The following is a 16,091-nucleotide window of genomic DNA, read 5'->3' as shown; positions in this document are numbered from 1 at the left end:
ATGGGGCATACGCTGAGAGCTTCGTAGAATCATCCCATGACAGGTGGGTTTTTGATTGGGGCAAGTTATGCAGCAGGAACGGACCGAAGGCGTCGTCACCGCGACCTCGAGCGCCACCGATGTGGAGCTGGTGGCGCAGGAACTGGCACGCCAGCTGATTCACCCGCACCTGGGTTTCGTGCTGTTCTTCTGTTCGGCGGAATACGACCTGGAGAGCCTCGGCGAATCGCTGGATCAGTACTTCGGCGGCATCAACCTGATCGGCTGCACCAGCGCCGGGGAAATCACCCCCCAGGGCTACGGCCGTGGCTGCGTCAGTGCGGTGGGTTTCGATCATCGCAGTTTCTCGATTGCCAGTGCCTTGATCGACGAAATGGAGCGTTTCAGCCTGATCGACGCCCAGCAGTTGGTCGAACGTCTGGCCAAGGATTGCCGCAACAACGAGTTGGCCTCGATCAAGGGCCACAGCTTCGCCCTGACCTTGCTCGATGGTTTGTCCAGCCGCGAGGAGGTGGTGCTCGGCGCACTCAGTGCGGCATTCGGCAGCATCCCGCATTTCGGCGGCTCGGCCGGCGACGACAACCACCTGACCCACACCCACGTCTACTACGGCGGCCAGTTCCACACCGGCGCGGCGGTGGTGGTGCTGTTCAATACCTGGCTGGATTTCGAGGTGTTCAGCACCCATCACATCGAACCCTGCGCCGAGAAACTGGTGGTGACCCGGGCCGACAGCGCCAGCCGGCGCGTGTTCGAACTGAACGCAGCGCCGGCGGCGCAGGAATACGCCGAGTTGATCGGCGTGCCGCTGGAGGCCCTCGACCATCGGGTGTTCGCCGCCAACCCCCTGGCCGTGCGCATCAGCGACCAGTACTACGTGCGCTCGATCCAGCGGGTCAATGACGACCTCAGCCTGAGTTTCTATTGTGCGGTGGAGAACGGCATCGTCCTGACCGCCATGCGTCCCGGGCCGCTGTTGCCCAACCTGGAAAGCCTGTTCGACGGTCTGCGCGAGCGCCTCGGCCCCTTGCTGCTGACCATTGGCTGCGATTGTTTTCTGCGGCGCCTGGAGATCGAGGACGGCGGCGGGGTCGAGCCGGTCTCGGCTTTCCTGCGTAGCCAGCAAGTCATAGGGTTCAATACCTACGGGGAGCAGTTCAATGGTATGCACATCAACCAAACCTTCACCGGAGTCGCCATTGGCCGTCCCGGTCGAGGCTGATGTCGCCGAGCTGCAAGCCCGTTGCGCGGCGCTGGAAAGGGATAACCACAAGCTTAAGCGGATCAACAGCGCGCTGATCGAGCGGGTCGAGTCGGTCCACTCGCGCGGTGACGACGCCTATGCGGCCTTCCAGCACTCGGTGGTACTGGCCGAACAGGTGCGCGAACGCACCGATGCCCTGAACCAGGCCATGGCCGAGCTGAAGTCGAGCAACCAGTTGCTCAGCGATGCACGGCTGCGCGCGGAAACCGCCCACCAGCACCTGATCGATGCCATCGAGAGTATTTCCGATGGCTTCGTGCTGTTCGACAGCGAACAACGCATCGTCCTGTTCAACAGCCGCTTCAAATCGTTCTGGGCGCACAGCCGGGCGCGCATCGGTGCCGGTACCCGCCTGGCGGAGATCAAGCGCCTGAGCAAGAGCACCGGCCTGGTCGTCGAGGAACAGCGCGGCAACCGCGACGAGCACATGCTCTACCGCCTGCGCGATGGGCGCTGGGTGCAGGTCAGCGAGCGGCCGACCCGCGAGGGCGGCCTGGTGATCCTCTACACCGACATTACCGAGGTCAAACTCAACGAAACCCTGCGCCGCGAGCAGGCCCTGGCGCAGAAATCGCGGCTGCTGCAGCGCGCCATGGACAACCTGTCGCAAGGCATGGCCATGGTCAATGCCGAGGGTCAGCTGGAGCTGTGGAACCACCGCTTTCTCGACCTCTGCGGCCTGGCACCGATCAATGCCCATCGGCCTTTCGCCGAGGTGATGGCCGACAGCGAGTTGCAGCTGCTGACCCCCGCCAGTCGCGATGCCAACGGCAAGTCCATCGAGGAGTTGGAGCTGCGCCTGTACGACGGCCGCATGCTCGAGGTGCGCACCCATCCACTGCCCACCGGCGGCTTCGTCAACACCTTCACCGATATCACCGAGCGCTACCGGCATGCCGAAGCCCTGAGCGAAAGCGAACGCTGGATCCGCCTGATCACCGACCACGTGCCGGCGCTGATTGCCTACCTCAATGCCGATCTGGTCTACGACTTCACCAACAAGGTCTACGAGGAATGGTACTGCTGGCCGCGCGGCGCCATGCTCGGCCAGAGCCTGCGCGAGGTGCACAGCGAAGAACACTGCCGGCGCCTGGAGCCTTACATCGAGCGGGCCTTATCCGGCGAAAGCGTGACCTTCGAGTTCGCCGAGACCAACCACAATGGCCAGGAGCGCTACATGTTGCGCTCCTATGTACCCAATCGTCAGGCCAACGGCGAGGTGGTCGGCATCTTCGTGCTGATCCGCGATATTACCGAGCGCCGGCGCACCGCCGAGGCCTTGCATCAGGCCTACCAGCACCTGGAACAACGGGTCCGCGAGCGCACCGCCGAACTGACCGACCTCAACGCCCAGCTGCGCAGCGAAATCGACGAGCGTACGCAGATGGAAGCGCGCTTGCGCGAAGCCAAGGGCGAGGCCGAACAGGCCAACCTGTCGAAGACCAAATTCCTCGCCGCGGTCAGCCACGACCTGCTGCAACCCCTGAATGCCGCCCGGCTGTTCACCAGTGCGCTGCTGGAAAAGCGCGAACTGGTCGAAAGCGCGGCCCTGGTGCGCAACGTCAGCAACTCGCTGGAGGATGTGGAAAGCCTACTCGGCACCCTGGTCGACATCTCCAAGCTGGATGCCGGGGTGATCAAGCCGGATATCGGGCCCTTCGCCGTCAGCGAACTGCTGGAAAACCTCGCCGCCGAATACCATCAGATTGCTGGCAGCGAAGGCCTGCGCCTGGACTTCATTCCGAGCTCGGCGCTGGTGCGCAGCGACATCCAGTTGCTTGCGCGGATCCTGCGTAACCTGCTGAGCAACGCCATTCGCTACACCACCAGCGGGCGCATCCTGCTCGGCTGCCGCCGGCACCGGCAGAGCCTGTCGATCGAAGTCTGGGACACCGGCATCGGCATCGCCGAGGACAAGCTCGGCGAGATCTTCCAGGAATTCAAGCGCGGCGACGTGACCCACCGCAAACAGGATCGCGGCCTGGGCCTGGGTCTGGCCATCGTCGACAAGATCGCGCGCATGCTCGGCCACCGTATCCGCGTGGCCTCGCACTTGGGCCAGGGCTCGATGTTCGCCATCGAAGTCCCGCTGACCACCCTCGCGCCCAGGGCTCGGGTGGTGCATGACTCACCCGATCTGCTGCTCGAGCGCCTCAGCGGTTCGCGCATCTGGGTGCTGGATAACGACGCGGCGATCTGCGCCGGCATGCGCACCTTGCTGGAAGCCTGGGGCTGCCAGGTGGTCACCGCGCTCTCCGAAGAGGACCTAGCGCGCCAGGTCGACAACTATCACGCCGAGGCCGACCTGCTGATCGCCGACTACCACCTCGATGACGGCCGCAACGGCGTCGACGCCGTGGCCCTGATCAACGCCAGGCGCAGCACGCCGCTGCCGGCGCTGATGATCACGGCCAACTACAGCAACGAGCTCAAGCAGCAGATGCGCGCCCTGGGCCACACCCTGATGCACAAGCCGGTGCGGCCGATGAAGCTGAAGACCGCCATGAGTCATCTGCTGGAGCGGGGCGCGCAGGGAGGGTAGGGCGATAGCGCCCAACGCGGGCCGGTTTAACTAATGCGACCACGCTGACGACAGTGCTGGGAAAGCTATTGCTCGCTGCTTGGAGGAGAGCCCATATAGGTTTATTAGGTATTGGGCAAAATACTGCCCCTCACCCAATCCCCACGAACTCCCCACACACCCCTCAAGCGCCCCTCTCCAGAGGTCCGTAGTCTGGCCTCATGCAGTCGCCACCCAGGTGCTGTTGCCAAGAGGATGCCGCCATGTCACTTGCACTCGCCGACACAACGATCAACACCCCGGACTTTGATGCCATCAAGAGCAAGCAGAAACTCATGTGGGCTTCGGGTAACTACGCCAAGGTCGGCAGTACCTTGCAGCTGTCTGGAGAGTTGCTGTGCGAAAGCATGGCGTTGAGCGCAGGTCAGACCGTTTTGGATGTCGCGGCGGGTAATGGCAATGCGACGCTGGCTGCCGCGCGCCGCTTCTGCCGGGTCACCTCGACCGACTACGTACAGGATCTGCTGGATCAGAGCATGGTCCGTGCGCTGTCCGAAGGGATGGAGGTGAATTACCAGCTGGCCGATGCCGAGAATCTGCCCTTTGCCGACAACCGATACGACAATGTGGTCTCCACCTTCGGGGTGATGTTCGCGCCGAATCAGGTCAAGGCGGCGGCGGAATTGCTGCGTGTCTGCAAGCCGGGCGGCAGGATTGGTCTGGCCAACTGGACACCGGACAGTTTTATCGGCCAGCTATTCAAGATCATCGGCCGCTATGTGCCGCCACCGGCGGGAGTCAGCTCACCGGCGAACTGGGGGGCTGAATCCTTCATCGAGGCGAACTTCGCGCCACAGGCCCAGAACATTGCCATCCAGAGTCGTGATTTTCTGTTCCGTTATCTGTCTGCCGAGCATTGGCTGGAAGAGTTCCGCACTTACTACGGCCCAACGCACAAAGCCTTTAACGCGCTGGCAAGTGAGCAACAGGTTGAGTTGGCCAATGAAATTCTCAGCCTGCTGGAGAAATGCAACGTCGCCACCGACGGGACGCTGATCGTGCCTTCCACCTACCTGGAAGTCGTGATCACGAAAAAAGCCTGATGCAGGGACTTTGATAACCCTGGCTGCACCTGTCGCCTGGCCTAGAAGTTCGCCAGGCGCAGACCTTTGCTGAGGGTTTGTCGGAAACTCTCTTCGGCGAACGGCAGCGCGACAAAGAAGTGTCTGGCACTGGCGCTCGGGTGACGTTGCAAGGCTTGCTGACGCCAGTACTGTGCTTTGTCCATCTGCTGATTCAGGGCATAGAGCAATGCAGCAATCATCTGGATCAGATAGTGCGCGCCGGGTGTGCGGACAGCCTTCTCAATCGCCTTTATGGCATTTTCCATGTCGCCAATTCGCAAATAACTCAAGGCGCGAACCGCATAGTTGGCGTAAAGCAGCGGATCAAGCGGACTCAGATGCAGCGCCAGTTCTGAATTCGCGATGCAGTCTTCGGTTTGTCCCTGGAGCGTATTGACCAGTGCGCGCGAATAATGGCCTTGGGCAAAATTCGGGCTCAGCGTTACGGAGCGCTCCAGCCAGCTCTGGCTGATATCCGCTTCGCCTTCGAGCATCAACGAACGCCCCAGGTTGAAATTGGTAAACGGATCAAGCCCATCCAGTTCGACAGCGGTTTCGGCAAAGCGCCGGGCATCGGCAATCGCGCCATTCACATCGTCATCGTAATTGAGGAAGGCATCCTGAAAACGGGTGAATGACAGCCCGGCATAGGCGCGGGCAAAGCGCGAGTCCAGCCTTATCGCTTCGCGAAAATACTGAGCGGCCTGCTGGTTGGCCAGCGGCGTGAACCGGTACATGTGCCGAAGACCAAGATGGTAATTGCCCCAGGAGTCGAGACGTTGTGTTGACGTCAGAGAGGCCTGACTGGCCTCATGCATCGGTACATAGATTTCAAGCGAGGAAATAACCCGCGCCAGAATCTGTTCCCGCGCCCCGTGCATGCGATCCTGAGACACATCGAAACGATCCGCCCAGACCAGATCACCTAGCTGACAATCCGACAGTTCCAGATGTAACTCCCGCCGAGCGCCCCAGGTTGAGATCGTGCCGCATAAGGCATAGCGCACCTTCAGTTGTTGCCCCAGCAGACGCAAGTCGGTATCGGGAAAGCGAAAACGAAACGCTGTGCCGCGGGCAATCACCCGAAGCCAGCGCAGTCGGGAAAGTTCCTGAATAACATCATGCGCCATCGCTTCCGACATCAGCGCGCTAAACGGATCATCGCCAAGATTCTGCAACGGCAGGACGATCAGCGACGGTTTTCCTTGCAGCGCGGAGGGTTGAGTGTCGGGCACTTCGATCCTCGACCAGTCAGGCGGAGATTCGCTTTCGATGCTGACGATGACAGGCGACTCGGCAAGCACTTCGCTCACCTGCGCCACGAAGCGAAATCCCCTGCCGCGCAGGGTGCGAATAAAACGTTGCCTTTCACCATCATCCTGCAAGGCCTTGCGCAGGGTCTTCAGGCAGGTGGTGACCGCCGAGTCCGAGGTAAAGCGCCCCTGCCAGAGCTGCTCGATGATCTCGTCCTTGCTCACCACCCGCTCACGATTACGGATCAACAGCAATAACAACGCGTAAGCACGCGGCTCAAGCGCAACTTCCTCGTCCCCGCGTGTTAACGAGGCCTGCTCGATGTTGATCTCAAATTCTTCAAAGCGGTATGGCATGGTCAACGGTTTCTTCGGGCCTGAATTGAAAAATCGCAACGTGCTCCAGAATTCAAACCAAGCGTACAGATTCGAGTACCGATTTAACGATATCCGATCTTCTCCCTCGGATCTTAGTGGAAATTCATTCCAGCTATAGGTTCTCCCAACTCAGCAAGCTTCTTAAGGCGGCGCTGGCCTTGGCTAACAAGCTGGTGCGAATCTGCTGGGCGGTGTGGTGCCACGAACACCGCTTCAGCGGCGATTGGCGCAGCGCAAGGCCCGCCTGGCGGCAGTGATCAGGAGCAAGCGAAGGTTTGTCTGCGGTTGTGGTGAGCAGCAGCACTGTCGGAACAGGCGAGTCCTGCAGCGGAAAAAGGCCGATAACAATCATGATCCGGGTGATCGATTGAACGCTTGGCCCCCGCTGCGCGAACTACAGAATGGACAGGGCGCTCGCGCCCACAACAGGCCGGATATACGAATGCAACCGCGCTGACGACAGGCTTGAAACGCTATTGCTCACTGCTTGTGGGGCGATTCATAGACACCAAATGGTGCCTTCAGACGCACCATTTGGTGCATAACATTCCCTATCGACTGTGGAGCTCCCTGTCTATACCAGGAGCTCCAGCTGGAGGCTGGTGCTTCTGGGCGAGTTTTGCACCAAAGGCGGCGAGACGAGACTACCGGATCAACTGCGTGAGCATTTCCGCGTTCGACATTATTCGACGTGCACCAAAGAAGTCTATGTGGCGTGAACTATCGCCGTCGACTGCCGCACGATCTCAAGCAGATGCGCGAGCTGGGCGACAGGTCGGTACCGCCGGTGAGACTTCAGAGGGCAATAGGGTATCTGTCGGGCAAGGGGTCAAGCGCGGCCTATCCATGGGATGGTGTTGAGCGGGGCGATACCCAAGAGGGATCTTGGCCCGCTACATCGCCACAGGACCTATCTGGCCGATGGGAGTGGGGGCGGCTGATCCATGCTCCAGTTCAGCGCCGCAGGTAGGCGGCGAAGTCGATGTCGCCCGCCGAGAGGATGGCCTGCACCCGGTTGTGCACGTTGAGCTTGCGCAGGATCGCCGAGACGTGGGCTTTGACCGTGGTCTCGGCGATGTCCAGGCTGTAGGCGATCTGCTTGTTGGACTCGCCCTTGGTCATGCGCTCCAGCACCAGCAGCTGCTTGCGGGTCAGGGCGTTGAGCAGTTCGGCGGAGAGGCTGGGGTTCTCCGGGTGACTGCGTCGCGAGCTGTTGCCCTGGCTACGGATGATGTCCGGCGGCAGGTAGACGTTGCCGTTGAGGATTTGCTGGATGGCCTCGGTCATCTGCGCGCGCGGCGAGGACTTGGTGATGAAGCCGACCGCCCCATAGGTGATGGCCTGGAGCACGATCTGCTTGTCCTGCTCGGCGGAAACGATCACCACCGGGATGGTCGGCGCTTCATTGCGCAGGTTGATCAAGCCGTTCAGGCCGTGCATGCCGGGCATGTTCAGGTCGAGCAGGATCAGGTCAAGGTCGTCGTTTTCCAGGGTCATGGCCAGGGCGCTGTCGAGGTCAGCGGTTTCCATGATTTCGCATCCGGGAAAGCCGTCACTGATAACGTTGTGGATGGCTTCGCGAAACAGCGGATGGTCGTCGGCAATCAGAATCTTGTACATGGCCTTTCACCTCATTGTTTTGATTATGGTGTGGCTACAGCCTTAGGGAAATGCTTGCACGGTTATGGCGGGACGAGCGGTTGTGTGCGGACTGGCGGCAGGCCAGCCATCGATGCGGTTGCGGTTGTGGTCACCCAGGGGGTGGCCACGCTTGAGCACCTTCCTGTCAGGTCTGCAGTCGGCGCGGCAGTTAAACACCAGCGGGCCGCCTTTGTCGCCAGGCCTTACCTGGTCGGGCGTGGGGCTGCGATAACGGCTGAGACGATAGCCGTCGGCAGCCAGGCGCGCAGTTTCCGCCTGGACCGGGGTGGCCAGCAGCAGGCGTGCGATCAGCGAAGAGCCCGTGGACAGGGCTAGGCAATGTTTCATCACCTTAAGTCTCGATTCTTTTTGTGTGCGTATTACAGAGCAATACCCCTGCTTTGGGAATTCTACATTGGAGAGGATAAGTAGTACCAAAGTAGTAGAAGGATGAGCGTAAGTGGCTGTTTTATCGAGGCACAGGTAATTGGCGAGGGCGTTCGCGCAGGTTGCGTGGGCAGGGGCGACCGGGCGGCGCGGCGCTTCAGTCGCGAGCAGGCGGGGTTAGTTGGCCCGGCGCAGGGCGGCGTGTTGCGGGTTGAAGGTGAGGACCGCGAGCACGGCGAACAGCGCGGTCAGGCCCAGGCAGATCAGCAGGGCGCTGAGGCTCAGGCGCTGGTAGAGGGCGAAGCGCACCAGTTCCACCGCATGGGTGAAAGGGTTGAGCGCACAGAGCCAGTACAGCCATTCGTTGGCTTCGCGCATCTTCCACAGCGGGTAGAGCGCCGAGGACAGGAAGAACAGCGGGAAGATCACAAAATTCATCACCCCGGCGAAGTTCTCCAGCTGGCGGATGCCGTTGGACAGCAGCAAGCCCAGAGCGCTGAGCAGCAGCGCTACCAGTAGCAGCGCGGGCAGGGCGCTGAGCAGGCCCCAGATCGGCGGCTGCACGCCATACAGCCAGGCGATGGCGAGGAAGGCGTAGACCTGCAGCAGCGAGATCAGGGCGATGGCCAGCAGTTTGCTGGCGAGCAGGAAGGCGCGCGGCAACGGACTGGTCAGCAGCACGCGCATGCTGCCCATCTCCCGGTCGTAGACCATCGACAGCGAGCCTTGCATGCCGTTGAACAGCAGGATCATGCAGGCCAGGCCCGGCACTATGTAGGTCTCGTAGGTGATGTAGGTGTCATAGGGGGCGATGATGGCGATGCCCAGGGCGGCGCGAAAGCCGGCGGCGAACACCAGCAGCCACAGCAGCGGGCGCACCAGGGCGCTGAAGAAGCGCGAACGCTGCAGGACGAAACGCAGCCATTCGCGCTGCACGATGCCTTGCAGGCAGTACCAGTAGGCGTTCATGGACGAGTCTCCCTGGGAGGGGGGCAAGCGAAGAGCGTTTCGGCCAAGGCCGTTCCCACGAGTCGCCGGGTCAGCGCTGAACCTGTAGGAACGGTCGAGGCCGTTGCCACGTTGCGAGGCGTTCGTAGGAGCGGGCTATGTCCGCGCATTGGCGTCGAATGGTCGAGTGGATCGCGGCCATGGGCCGCTCCTACGCTATTGCGCCATACCCGGGGGAGCGTGGCGCTGGTGATTGGCCATGAAGGGTTCATGCGCGCGCCTCGCAGGTGGTCAGGCGGGCGAAGGTGGCGGCCAGGCTGGCGTCGTCGGCGCCGATCTGGCTGGCCAGGCCCTGGGCGACCAGGCGCCCACGGTTGAGGATCAGCAGCTGATCGCTTGCCTGCACTTCATCGAGCAGGTGGGTGGTCCACAGCACCGCCAGACCTTCGTCACGGCAGAGCTGGCGTACATGCTGGTTGAGCGCCAGGCGGCTGGCCGGGTCGAGGCCGGCGCTGGCTTCGTCCAGCAACAGCAGGCGTGGGCGGTGCAGCAGGGCGCGGGCGATTTCCACGCGGCGACGGTGGCCGCCGTTGAGGTCGCGGACCTTGTCATGACGGCGTTCGCCAAGCTGCTGACGGGCCAGTTCCTCGTCGATCCGTGCGTGCGCCAATGGCTTGGCCAGGCCATGCAGGGCGGCGTGGTAGCGCAGGTTCTGCTCGACGCTCAGGTCCAGGTCCAGGGTGCTCTTCTGGAACACCACGCCGAGTTGACGCAGGGCCTGACGCGGCTGCTGGCGCAGGCTGCAGCCCATCACCTGGATATCGCCCTGCTGCAGATCGTAGAGCCGGGTGAGCAGGGCGATCAGGGTCGACTTACCGGCGCCATTGGGCCCCAGCAGCGCGGCGAAGGTGCCGGGCGCGACGCTGAAGCCGATGCCCTGCAGGGCTTGGCGGGCACCGTAGGCGAAGCCTAGCGCGCTAACCTCGAGGGCGTTCACGGGGTGACCACCACGCCCCAGGGATAGCGGCCGACCTTGATCGACTTGCTCACCTTGAGGTTGTCCACATCGATCACCGAGACGTCGCCGCTGACGCCGTTGGTGGTCAGCAGGCGCTTCTGGTCCGGGGTGAAGGCAAGGTGCCAGACCCGCCGGCCGACCAGCAGGTAATCGAGCACTTCATAGCTCTTGGCGTCGACCACCGCCACGTGGTTGGCCGGCCCCAGGGCGACGAAGGCGTACTTGCCGTCGGCGCTGAGCTTGACCCCGACCGGTTGCACCTTGTCCGGGTGTACGCCCTTGATCTGGAAGGTCAGCACCTTCTCGATCTGCCGGCTGGCGACGTCGATCACGGTGACCGTGCCGCCGATTTCCGCCGAGGCCCACAGACGCTTGCCGTCGCCGTCGAACTCGACATGCCGCGGGCGCTGGTCGACCAGGGTGTTGTCGACCAGGGTGTGGCTGCTGGTGTCGATCCAGTGCAGCATGTTGGTGGTTTCGCTGGTGTTGACCGCCCACTTGCCATCGGGGCTGACGGCCATGCCTTCGGGCTCGACACCGACGTCGATCTGGCCGAGCACCTGATCGGTCTGGGTGTCGACCACGGTGACCAGTGCATCGTCCTCGTTGGAGATGTACAGCCAGCGGTCGTTGGGGTGCAGGGCGAACTGCTCGGGGTCGGCGCCGGAGGGCAGTTCCTTGATGATCTTGCGCGTGGCCAGGTCCATCACCTGGACCCGGTCCGAGTCGCTGGCGCAGATGTACAGCAGCTTGTTGTCGCTGGACAGCAGCAGGCCGCGCGGGCGCTGGCCGACGTCCAGGGTGGCAGTCACCTCCATGGTGGTGAGGTCGATCACGCTGATGCTGTCGTCTTTCTCGTTGGACACATAGGCGGTGGCGGCGAGGCCCGAGGTGCTGGCCAGGGCCAGGCTGATGCTCGCGGCGAGCAAGGCGAAACGCATGGGATTATTCCTCTTGTTGTCAGTTGGCGGTCAGCTTGCAGCTGACCTCGGGTGCGTCGTAGCCGAGGCTATCCAGCTCGCTGGTGGGATGCAGAAAGCCCTCCTGCGGCGAGTTGCTGACCAGGGCGCGGGGATGCACCAGCGGGATGGGTTGGCGCAGCTGGCCGTTCCAGCTGCGGAAACTCAGCTTGCGGCCCTTGAAGCCGTCCAGCGGCAGTTGATCGCTCAGGGCCAGCGTGCGGATGGCCCTGGCGTCGGCCTGGCCCAGTTTGCTCACCGCACTGGCGATGCTGCGCACGGCGATCCAGGCCGCGTAGTCGCGGTCGTTCATCCAGCGCTTGGCGTGGGCCTCGAAACGCTTCTGCAATTGCGCGGCACCGTAGGTCTCCACGGTCTTGTGCCAGCCGGTCGGGGTCAGGCCCTGGGTGCCGGCCACCGGGCGCGGGTACCAGGTCTGGTAGGGCAGGTATTCGCCGAAGTCGCCGCGCTCGTCCGCGACCAGCACCACATCGTATTCGGTGGTCTGGGTGAACAGCGGCATCTCGGCCTGGGCGCTGCGGCGCTGGTCGTTGTCGAAGCTCCAGGCTTTCTCCGCGACTAGGCTGTGGCCGAAGCGCTTGGCCGCCCGCCGCAGGGCCGCCGCATAGGCCTGGTCATCCTCGGTGGGGCCGCTGATCAGCAGCCAGTGCGTCCATCTGCGCACGGCAAGAAACTGCGCCAGGGCGTCGGCGAGCATGGCCCGGCTCGGCAGGGTGTGCAGCACGTTAGGTAGGCACTCGCTCTGGCGCAGGCTGTCGTCGCGACTGCCGGCATTGATCAGCAGGCTGTCGGCGAGGGCCTGGCTGAGCTTGCGCAGGGTCGCGGCAGGGGCGTTGATCACGAACAGGCGCACGCCTTGGCCATGCAGCGCGCTGGCCGCCTCGAGCAGACTCTGGCTGTCGGCATGCTCGGCGACCTCGAGGCTATAAGCCTGCTGGAGAAAGCGCCCGGTGCTGTTGCTGTCGGCAATTGCCAGTTCGGCGCCGCGTAGGCCTGCGTCCGCAGGTTCGCCAATCACATTGGACAGCAGAGGTCCGGTGGCTGGGGTGTAGGCCAGGTAAGCGATGCGCACCTGCAGCTCGGCTGCCGGGCTGCCGGCCTGGCTGATGGCCGCATAACCGAGAGTGACGGCGGCACAGAACAAGAGATGACGACTGATCTGGCGCATGGGCAACTCCTGAGTAGGTGTTGCCAGCATAGAAAGCGCAGCCCGCCGGGGGAATATGCCCAAAGTACCAGTCGGCCCGTACCAAGGTAGTAACTTCGCGTGCAGCAAGGGGTTTTAGCATGGCCGCATCGACCCATAACAATAATAGGTGTTCGCCATGCGTATTCTTAAAGCGCTGTTTCTTCCCGTGTTGCTGATTTGCAGCCTGATCGGCTTCGACACGCTCTATGCCTACGCCGCCGGCGACCTGACCCGTCGCGGTACCGCGCTGCCGGACTTGGTGTTGGGCAACGAGGAGAGCGACTACAGCATGTCGCAGCTGGAATACCAGCTGGAAACCGGCAAGGCCTACCAGTTGAAGATCATCGCCAGCGGGCAGAAGGAATACGCGTTCCAGGCGCCGGAGTTCGCCACCTCGATCTTCCTGCGCAAGGTCGAAGCCGGTGGCGTGGAGATCAAGGCGATCACCCTCACCGAGCTCGAGTTCGAGGATGCCGGCGAGGCGCAAATATTCTTCGTGCCGATCAAGCCCGGCAAGTACCGCTTCTATGCCAAGGGCCTGGAAGGCAAGGGCATGCTCGGCTACTTCATGGTCAAGTAAGGCCATCCGCAACTATGCGGCTTCGGTCTTCAGCTACCCCGCGCACGAGCCTTGGCGCTTTGCCGGTTGGCCGCGGGTTCAAACGACGGTGTTCTCGCAGCGTGCTTTAGCCCATGCGGCTGGCCCGCTGCAGCAAACAGCAATGCCCTTGTCGCGCTCGCGTGGTGCACGATGCCGCGGTTAAGCCCGGCTGTTTGCTGCCCGATAGCCGTCGATACCAGCAGCCGTGCTGCGCAAGTCTTGCCTGGCGGCCACCACAAGCTCTACTACCAAGGGACTAGCCACGAGCCACCAAAGCAGCATTCGGTGTGCGCCCAGGTCTTTCTAAGATGGCTACAAGCAAGCTCAATAAAGCCTGTCCTGCGTGTATTCGAAGAGGTCTGGATCATGAAAATCAAACAAAAAACCGGTTTCGCCCTGCTGCTATTGGCTTTCTCGACCACGCTATGGGCGCATGGCAATGTGGTGCCGCAAGCGGTGGAGACCAAGGGGCTGGAGCCCCTGGGCGAGGAGTGGCTGGAGGAGAATCCCTATCGCGGCAACGAGCACGCTATCGAAATTGGTGCTTCGGCCTACAACCAGAACTGTGCGGCCTGCCACGGCCTGGAAGCCAAGTCCGGCGGCATCGCCCCCGACCTGCGCCTGCTGGAAACCGGCGCCATGGGCGACGAGTGGTTCAAGGAGCGGGTGATCAACGGGGCGGTGCGTGACGGCCGGGTGTATATGCCGAAGATGGCCGACTACCTCAGCCAGGAAGCGCTGTGGGCCGTGCGCAGCTACCTGGAGAGCGTGCACATCGAGGAGTAATGGCCATGCGCCTGAATGTCCTGCTGTTGACTGCGTTGCTCTGTACCTTGGGAGGGCTGGCTGCGCCGGCCCAGGCCCAGGCGCCAGTACGCAGCTATGACTCGATCATCGAGTCCGGTGTGCTCAAGGTTGCCCTCTATGAGGATTTCCCGCCTTACAGCTTCCAGCAGGATGGGCAGCCGCGCGGCGTCGATTACGAGTTGGCCCAGGCAGTGGCCAAAGGCCTGGGCCTCAAGCTGGAGCTGATCTGGGCGCCACCGGGGGAAAAGCTCGACGACGATCTGCGCGACTACATCTGGCGCGGGCATTACCTGCGTCCGGATGTGCTGGCTGACGTGATGCTGCGCGTACCTTACGATCGCGAGTTTGCCAACATGAGCAACGAGTTCGGCGAACTGGTCAACGAGCGGGTGGTGATGTTCGGCCCCTACCAGCGCGAGCGCTGGCAGGTCGCCTACGACCAGCGCCGGCTCAAGGCCGTGCCCAGCGTGGCGGTGTTCCAGCAGCATCCGATTGGCGTCGAGGTCGACAGCGTGCCGTCCTTCTACCTGTCCTCGGTGTTCGACGGCATGCTCAGTGGCAAGACCCATCACTTCCGCAATCCCCAGGCCGCCTTCGCCGGGATGAAGAAGGGAGAGGTCGATGCGGTGATGGCCCTGCGCGGCGAGATCGACTGGCAGGTCAAGCAGGCCGCAGACAGCCATCTGGCCCTGGCGCAGAACGCCTATCCCAAGATGGGCAAGCAGGTCTGGGATATCGGCATGGTGGTGCACGAAAGCAACCGGCAGCTGGCCTACGCCCTGGAGGAAAAACTCGAGGAGTTGATCCTCGATGGCCACGTGAAGAGCCTTTACCAGCAGTACGGCCTGCAATACGAATTACCGGGGCTGTACCAGGACGTCGACTAGGGCGTTGCTCGGGGCCGCGTGACAACAACGGTAATAAGTTTAAGACGACGCTGTAGAGCACTTGGCTGCGATCTGCGCCATTCTGTAGGCGCGGCCACAGTCGCGAATGGGTCAATCACCACCAGGACAACCAGCATGATCAAAGTCAGCGTGCTCTACCCGAACAACCCAGGCGTGCATTTCGACTTCGGCTACTACTGCAGCCAACATATGGACATCGTGCGCAAGTGCCTGGGCGATGCCTGTAAGGCCATCGCCGTTGACCAGGGCTTGAGCAGCGCCGGGCCGAACACCCCGGCACCTTTCGTCGCCATGAGTCACCTGTATTTCGACAGTGTGGAGAGCTTCCAGAAGAGCTTTGCGCCCCATGCAGAGCGGATCATGGCGGATCTGTCCAACTTCACCGACAGCCAGCCGATGATCCAGATCAGCGAGGTCAAGCTGGCGCCCTGATACCGGCGAGTAGGCCCCATGCCCCATTTCAAGACGCCCATGGTATTGGTGCTCGCCGGCCTGCCTGCGCTGGCCTCTGAGCCGGCCGACCCCTCGTTCAGTTGCGCCCGGGTGCGCTCTGGCAGTATCGCGGAAATGATCTGCCAGACACCCGCTCTGGCCAAATTGGACCAGCAGTTGGCTGCGGTATACCGCCAGGCATCCGCCAAGGCCGGCAATCCGCATCGGCCGCTGCTCAAGGCGGAGCAGCGGGGCTGGATCAAGGGGCGCAACGAGTGCTGGAAAGCGGAAGACCGCGGCCAATGCGTGACCGCTAGTTATCGCCTGCGGATTGCCGAACTGCAGGCCCGCTATGCCTTGCTCAAGGGCACTGGTCCGCTGTTCTTCGAGTGCGATGGGATACCGACCAAGCAAGTGCTTGCCACCTACTACCCGAGCGAGCCGCCAACGGCAGTGATCGAGTTCGGCGACAGTAGCTCGCTGATGTACCAGCAGCCTGCGGCCAGTGGCAGCAGGTACCAGGGCCGCAACGAGTCGTTCTGGGAGCACCAGGGTGAAGTCACCGTGGTGTGGGGCCATGAGGCGCCGCAGATGAAGTGTCAGGCCAGGGCCGGCGGCGCCCGGCAATAGACTGGCCTGG

General features: G+C 62.5%; 15 protein-coding genes. 8 read left to right on the top strand and 7 right to left on the bottom strand.

Annotated features, from left to right (window positions below; all coding sequences use genetic code 11):
* Positions 1-67: 67 nt before the first annotated feature.
* From nosP to PH586_RS19650, 3 genes are all read left to right on the top strand, one after another.
* Positions 68-1,222, top strand: a complete 1,155-nt coding sequence (nosP, locus tag PH586_RS19660) for a nitric oxide-sensing protein NosP (RefSeq protein ID WP_271349493.1) — start codon at positions 68-70, stop codon at positions 1,220-1,222.
* Positions 1,161-3,806 carry a hybrid sensor histidine kinase/response regulator NahK/ErcS' gene (gene nahK, locus PH586_RS19655; protein ID WP_271349492.1) on the top strand — a complete coding sequence of 882 codons (2,646 nt, stop codon included), beginning with the start codon at positions 1,161-1,163 and terminating at the stop codon, positions 3,804-3,806. The genes nosP and nahK overlap by 62 nt, the downstream gene beginning before the upstream one ends.
* Positions 3,807-4,075: 269 nt before the next feature.
* Entirely contained in the window at positions 4,076-4,888 is an 813-nt protein-coding gene (locus tag PH586_RS19650) for a class I SAM-dependent methyltransferase (protein WP_271349528.1), read from the top strand.
* A 41-nt stretch (positions 4,889-4,929) separates the two neighbouring features.
* On the opposite strand, the gene PH586_RS19645 is transcribed toward PH586_RS19650, so the two are convergent.
* The 7 genes from PH586_RS19645 to PH586_RS19615 all read right to left on the bottom strand — a co-directional run bounded on the left by PH586_RS19645 (position 4,930) and on the right by PH586_RS19615 (position 12,682).
* The gene (locus PH586_RS19645) at positions 4,930-6,519 is read right to left on the bottom strand and encodes a winged helix-turn-helix domain-containing tetratricopeptide repeat protein (protein WP_271349491.1); all 1,590 of its coding nucleotides are present in this window, start codon (positions 6,517-6,519) and stop codon (positions 4,930-4,932) included.
* Between the two features lie 975 nt (positions 6,520-7,494).
* On the bottom strand, positions 7,495-8,160 hold the full coding sequence (locus PH586_RS19640; protein WP_271349490.1) for a response regulator transcription factor: 666 nt from the start codon (positions 8,158-8,160) through the stop codon (positions 7,495-7,497).
* Between the two features lie 42 nt (positions 8,161-8,202).
* Positions 8,203-8,529 carry a hypothetical protein gene (locus PH586_RS19635; protein WP_271349489.1) on the bottom strand — a complete coding sequence of 109 codons (327 nt, stop codon included), beginning with the start codon at positions 8,527-8,529 and terminating at the stop codon, positions 8,203-8,205.
* Between the two features lie 216 nt (positions 8,530-8,745).
* Positions 8,746-9,537, bottom strand: a complete 792-nt coding sequence (locus tag PH586_RS19630; protein WP_238043319.1) for an ABC transporter permease — start codon at positions 9,535-9,537, stop codon at positions 8,746-8,748.
* A gap of 247 nt (positions 9,538-9,784) precedes the next feature.
* Positions 9,785-10,513, bottom strand: coding sequence for an ABC transporter ATP-binding protein (locus PH586_RS19625; RefSeq protein WP_271349488.1), 729 nt, complete (start codon positions 10,511-10,513; stop codon positions 9,785-9,787).
* On the bottom strand, positions 10,510-11,475 hold the full coding sequence (locus tag PH586_RS19620; protein WP_271349487.1) for a YVTN family beta-propeller repeat protein: 966 nt from the start codon (positions 11,473-11,475) through the stop codon (positions 10,510-10,512). The genes PH586_RS19625 and PH586_RS19620 overlap by 4 nt, the downstream gene beginning before the upstream one ends.
* A 19-nt stretch (positions 11,476-11,494) precedes the next feature.
* Positions 11,495-12,682 (bottom strand): ABC transporter substrate-binding protein, encoded by a 1,188-nt coding sequence (locus PH586_RS19615; RefSeq protein WP_271349486.1) that lies wholly within the window; start codon positions 12,680-12,682, stop codon positions 11,495-11,497.
* Between the two features lie 157 nt (positions 12,683-12,839).
* Between PH586_RS19615 and PH586_RS19610 the strand changes: the two genes are divergently transcribed.
* From PH586_RS19610 to PH586_RS19590, 5 genes are all read left to right on the top strand, one after another.
* Entirely contained in the window at positions 12,840-13,283 is a 444-nt protein-coding gene (locus PH586_RS19610) for a cupredoxin domain-containing protein (protein WP_271349485.1), read from the top strand.
* Between the two features lie 387 nt (positions 13,284-13,670).
* Positions 13,671-14,090, top strand: coding sequence for a cytochrome c-550 PedF (gene pedF, locus PH586_RS19605; RefSeq protein WP_271349484.1), 420 nt, complete (start codon positions 13,671-13,673; stop codon positions 14,088-14,090).
* Between the two features lie 5 nt (positions 14,091-14,095).
* Entirely contained in the window at positions 14,096-14,998 is a 903-nt protein-coding gene (locus PH586_RS19600) for a substrate-binding periplasmic protein (RefSeq protein WP_271349483.1), read from the top strand.
* 135 nt (positions 14,999-15,133) lie between these two features.
* The gene (locus PH586_RS19595) at positions 15,134-15,451 is read left to right on the top strand and encodes an EthD family reductase (protein ID WP_271349482.1); all 318 of its coding nucleotides are present in this window, start codon (positions 15,134-15,136) and stop codon (positions 15,449-15,451) included.
* 18 nt (positions 15,452-15,469) lie between these two features.
* On the top strand, positions 15,470-16,081 hold the full coding sequence (locus PH586_RS19590) for an MliC family protein (protein WP_271349481.1): 612 nt from the start codon (positions 15,470-15,472) through the stop codon (positions 16,079-16,081).
* Positions 16,082-16,091: the final 10 nt, after the last annotated feature.

The organism is Pseudomonas aestuarii (assembly GCF_027988105.1).
Taxonomy (GTDB): domain Bacteria; phylum Pseudomonadota; class Gammaproteobacteria; order Pseudomonadales; family Pseudomonadaceae; genus Aquipseudomonas; species Aquipseudomonas aestuarii.
This window is presented reverse-complemented; position numbering and strand designations above follow the sequence as displayed.

What these genes read in the sequence shown, in the direction of transcription:
- nosP (WP_271349493.1), top strand. Translation starts at nt 68, where the DNA reads ATGCAGCAGGAACGGACCGAAGGCGTCGTCACCGCGACCTCGAGCGCC.
- nahK (WP_271349492.1), top strand. Translation starts at nt 1,161, where the DNA reads ATGGTATGCACATCAACCAAACCTTCACCGGAGTCGCCATTGGCCGTC.
- PH586_RS19645 (WP_271349491.1), bottom strand. Translation starts at nt 6,519, where the DNA reads ATGCCATACCGCTTTGAAGAATTTGAGATCAACATCGAGCAGGCCTCG.
- PH586_RS19640 (WP_271349490.1), bottom strand. Translation starts at nt 8,160, where the DNA reads ATGTACAAGATTCTGATTGCCGACGACCATCCGCTGTTTCGCGAAGCC.
- PH586_RS19635 (WP_271349489.1), bottom strand. Translation starts at nt 8,529, where the DNA reads ATGAAACATTGCCTAGCCCTGTCCACGGGCTCTTCGCTGATCGCACGC.
- PH586_RS19630 (WP_238043319.1), bottom strand. Translation starts at nt 9,537, where the DNA reads ATGAACGCCTACTGGTACTGCCTGCAAGGCATCGTGCAGCGCGAATGG.
- PH586_RS19620 (WP_271349487.1), bottom strand. Translation starts at nt 11,475, where the DNA reads ATGCGTTTCGCCTTGCTCGCCGCGAGCATCAGCCTGGCCCTGGCCAGC.
- PH586_RS19615 (WP_271349486.1), bottom strand. Translation starts at nt 12,682, where the DNA reads ATGCGCCAGATCAGTCGTCATCTCTTGTTCTGTGCCGCCGTCACTCTC.
- PH586_RS19610 (WP_271349485.1), top strand. Translation starts at nt 12,840, where the DNA reads ATGCGTATTCTTAAAGCGCTGTTTCTTCCCGTGTTGCTGATTTGCAGC.
- pedF (WP_271349484.1), top strand. Translation starts at nt 13,671, where the DNA reads ATGAAAATCAAACAAAAAACCGGTTTCGCCCTGCTGCTATTGGCTTTC.
- PH586_RS19600 (WP_271349483.1), top strand. Translation starts at nt 14,096, where the DNA reads ATGCGCCTGAATGTCCTGCTGTTGACTGCGTTGCTCTGTACCTTGGGA.
- PH586_RS19595 (WP_271349482.1), top strand. Translation starts at nt 15,134, where the DNA reads ATGATCAAAGTCAGCGTGCTCTACCCGAACAACCCAGGCGTGCATTTC.
- PH586_RS19590 (WP_271349481.1), top strand. Translation starts at nt 15,470, where the DNA reads ATGCCCCATTTCAAGACGCCCATGGTATTGGTGCTCGCCGGCCTGCCT.